The organism is Corallococcus sp. AB049A, assembly GCF_003668885.1.
GTDB classification, from domain to species: domain Bacteria; phylum Myxococcota; class Myxococcia; order Myxococcales; family Myxococcaceae; genus Corallococcus; species Corallococcus interemptor.
Genome location: NZ_RAWL01000631.1, coordinates 1 through 3558, shown reverse-complemented (window position 1 = coordinate 3558; position 3558 = coordinate 1). Strand labels below are relative to the sequence as shown.

At 67.5% G+C, this 3558-nt stretch carries 2 protein-coding genes; both read right to left on the bottom strand.

Going from position 1 to position 3558, the window contains the following annotated elements:
* Positions 1 to 2409: type II secretion system secretin GspD (gspD, locus tag D7X55_RS37445; RefSeq protein ID WP_121725531.1), on the bottom strand; the 2409-nt coding region annotated here is incomplete at its 3' end.
* Positions 2410 to 2437: 28 nt separating this feature from the next.
* A complete protein-coding gene (gene gspC, locus D7X55_RS37440) occupies positions 2438 to 3349 on the bottom strand; it encodes a type II secretion system protein GspC (protein ID WP_120548059.1) in 912 nt (303 codons plus the stop codon).
* Positions 3350 to 3558: the final 209 nt, after the last annotated feature.

The window sequence follows — 3558 nt, the reverse complement described above, 5'->3', positions numbered from 1 at the left end:
GGACGGGGAGGGGGCCGGCTGGGTGCCGTTGCCCTGGGCGCCGTTGGGGCGGATGACGCGCTCGTTGGGCGTGCCGCTTCCGCCGTTCTCCACCCGCTGCTCTTCCTTGATGACGGACTGGTTCATGCGCGACAGGGGGCCGGGCTTGCGGCTGAAGTCCACCGCGACGTCGTAGCCGGGGACCTGGCCGTAGAACTGCTCCACGAACTGCTGCCGCTCCTTCATCTTGCGCTCGAAGATGCGGCGGAAGTCCTCCTGGCCCCGGATGATGTAGGGCGTCAGGAAGAGCAGCAGGTTCGTCTTCGTCTTGCGGCGCGTGGTGTCGCGGAACAGGTGGCCGAGCAGCGGGATGTCACCCAGCACCGGCACCTTGGAGACGGACTCCAGCGTGCGGTCCTGCATGATGCCGCCAATCACCACCGTCTCCATGTCCTTGGCGATGACCGTCGTCTTCGCGCTGCGCTTGGACGTCGTGGGGCCCAGGACGGGGTCCGTGGAGGCGATTTCTTCCGTCTGCTCGGTGATGACCAGGCGGATGTAGTCGCTCTCGTTGATCTGCGGCTTGACGGTGAGCTTGAGCTCCACGTTCTGGCGGGTGATGGGCGCGTACAGCGAACCCAGGCCGCCCAGCGAGCCCAAGAGCGAGGCCTGCACGCCGCCGGCGCCGGGGACGCCACCGGTGACGGAGCTGCCCAGCGCGGACGGGGTGAAGCCGGACTGGAAGGGCACGTTCTGGCCCACCGTGATTTCAGCCTCCTCGTTGTCGCTGGTGAGCAGGTGCGGCGTGGACAGCACGTTCACGTCGGAGGACTGCTGCATGGCGTTGAGCACCACGCCGAAGGCCGGGATGTCGATGCCCAGCGCCTTGAGCTCCGGGAGCACCGGGCCCTGGATGCCCGCGAGGAAGCCGCCCATGCTGGCCAGGTTCGCCAGCGAGAAGGACGGGGGCACGCCGCCGCCGGAGTAGTTGGTGCCGAGGATGCCGGGGATGGCGCCGTCATCCGTCTTGAGGCTGAAGCCCTGGTGGAAGTTGATGCCGAACTCGCTGTTGCGGTCCAGGTTCACTTCCATGATGACCGCCTCCACGAACACCTGGCGGCGCGGCTGATCCAGCTGCTGGATGATCTGGACGATGTTCTTGTAGTCCGCCTGGCTGGCGACGATGACCAGCGAGTTGGTGCCCTTGTCCGCGGAGATCTTCACCTCGCCGCTGAACAGCTCCGCGGCCTGGGCGGGCGCGCGCGGCAGGCCCTGCGGCTGCGCCGGGATGGGGCCACGCTGGGGGCGGTTGGCGGTGCCCTGCGCGAGCGACTGGAGCGTGCTGGCCAGCTCTTCCGAGTTGGCGTTCTCCAGCGGGTAGACGTTGATCTTGTTGCCGCTGCCGGACGGGATGTCGATCTCCCGCACCAGGTCCTGGATGCGGCCGAAGGCGGCGGGGCTGGCCACGACGATGAGCTTGTTGGTGCGCTCGTCCGGGATGATCTGCGACAGCGTGACGGCGCCGCCCGACTCGGTGCCGGAGACGCCCTCCGCGCCCGGAGGAGGCTGGCCCGGCTGGCCCTGCGTGAAGTTGCCGGGGCGCTGGCCCGCGCGGCCGCCCGCGCCGGCCTTGGCCTCGAAGAGCTTCTGGATGGTGTTGGCCACGTCCTGCGCGGTGGCGTACTGCACCTGGATGATGCGCATCTCGTCGCTGGAGGAGCGGCTGTCCAGCTGGTTGATCAGGCGCTCCAGGCGGTGGATGTTGGAGCCCACGTCGTTGACGATGATGGTGTCCGGCGGGTACGGGATGGTGTCGCCGTCCTTGGAGACCAGCTGCTGGAGCACGCCGCGCAGCGGCTCCACCTCCACGTACTTGATCTTGAACAGCTTGGTGACCATCTGCTCGTTCGTCGTGTACGGGGTGGTGTCGTCCACGATGGTCGGGATGGGGTTCTGCTTCGCCGAGCGCTTGTCGACGATCTTCAGGAACCGGCCGTACGGGTAGACGGCCAGGCCGTTCGCGTCGAGCGCGGCGAGGAACGCGGAGTAGAACGAGTCCGAGTCCACCTCCACGCGGCCGTTCTCCGGGCCGATGATGGAGATCTTCCCGCGCACGTTCTCCGGGAGGATGAACGTGCGGCAGGTGGCGTCCGACACGGTCTGGACGAGCTTCTCGATGTCCACCTTGTCGAAGTAGATGCCGTAGCGCGCGTTGCGCCGGGCCTGCTCGCACGTGGGCGTCTGGCGCGGGCCCTGGTTTTCGGCGGGCGCGGGGCTGGCGCTCTGCGGGGTGATGGTCCGGTCACGTTCACCCGAAGCCTCGCGAGTGGGGGCCGGGTTGGCGGGCTGTGTAGGACGGCGCTGGGCCCACGCGGGAACGGAGAGCGCGAGGCACAGGCAGAGCATCCAGGACGGGAGCGTCGTCTTCATGGAGGAGCGGGCGCTTTGACGGGGGTGTTTAACGGACGTTGTAGGATTTGCGGATCGGCGCGCCGTTGCGCTCGATCTCGATCTCAATGCGGCTGGAGTCCTTCAGCTTCGAGTAGATCTCCAGCGCCTTCTCGGGGCTGTTCATGTCGAAGCCGTTGATGCGGCGGATGACGTCACCGTTCTGGACGCCGATCTTCGAATAGATGCTGTCCGGGCGGATGGAGAACAGCTTGAAGCCCACCGCCTGGCCGTCCTTGAAGGCGGGCACGATGCGCGCCTGCATGGCCACGTCGTTGAGGTTGCTCAACGTCTTGTCGATCTCGGCCTTGGGGACTTCGTACTCGTTCTCACCCGTGGACTTGATGCCGTTGCCCAGGCTGTTGGTCGGGGTGGCGGCGGGCGTGGCCGTGGGGGGCGGGGTGTAGGCGACGGCGCCGTCACCCGGCTGCCCGTCGATGAACTCGCGGCGCCCGTGGTTGTTGATGATGACGCGCTCGCGTTCGATCTCCATGACGGTGGCGCCCATCAGGTCGTTGCCGATCATGTACGTCTGCGACCGCTGGGTGTTCATGTCCATGACGGACGCGAAGGACCAGTCGGGGTTGGCCGCGACGAGCGTGCCCAGCAGCTTCACGCGCAGGCCGCTCTTGGCCGGCGGGGCGTTGGCGTCGAACTCCGGCGCCGTGGGCTCCTTCACCGCGACCTCCGGCTCCGGCAGCTTCACGCCGGTGAGGCGCGACAGGCGCTCCGCGTCGATGGTGGCCAGGCCGCTGTCCGCGGCGTGGGTGCGCTGCGCGACGCGGGCGGGCGCCTCGGACGCGGGCGCGGGGGAGATGGAGGATTCGACGAACAGGTTCACCGTGCGCGCCGCCAGCAGGGCGACGAGCAGGATGAACAACAGGTTCACGCTCCAGAAGTACTTGCGAAAGAAGAGTTCCATCACGCTTCCGGGAGAAAGCCAGCCCCAGCTGGGACCTTGAGCAAGGCAGGTGCCATCGTTGGGCGGGCGTCAAACCCAGGACCTACGGCCAAGTCCTTGAAATTATTTCGGAATACGCCAGGGCCCCAGCCAGGGGGACAGCGGGGGCAGGCGCCTGGGACAAATTGTCAAAAGCAGGCGGGGGCCGGTGTGACGGCCTGTCAGTCCTG

What these genes read in the sequence shown, in the direction of transcription:
- gspC (WP_120548059.1), bottom strand. Translation starts at nt 3,349, where the DNA reads ATGGAACTCTTCTTTCGCAAGTACTTCTGGAGCGTGAACCTGTTGTTC.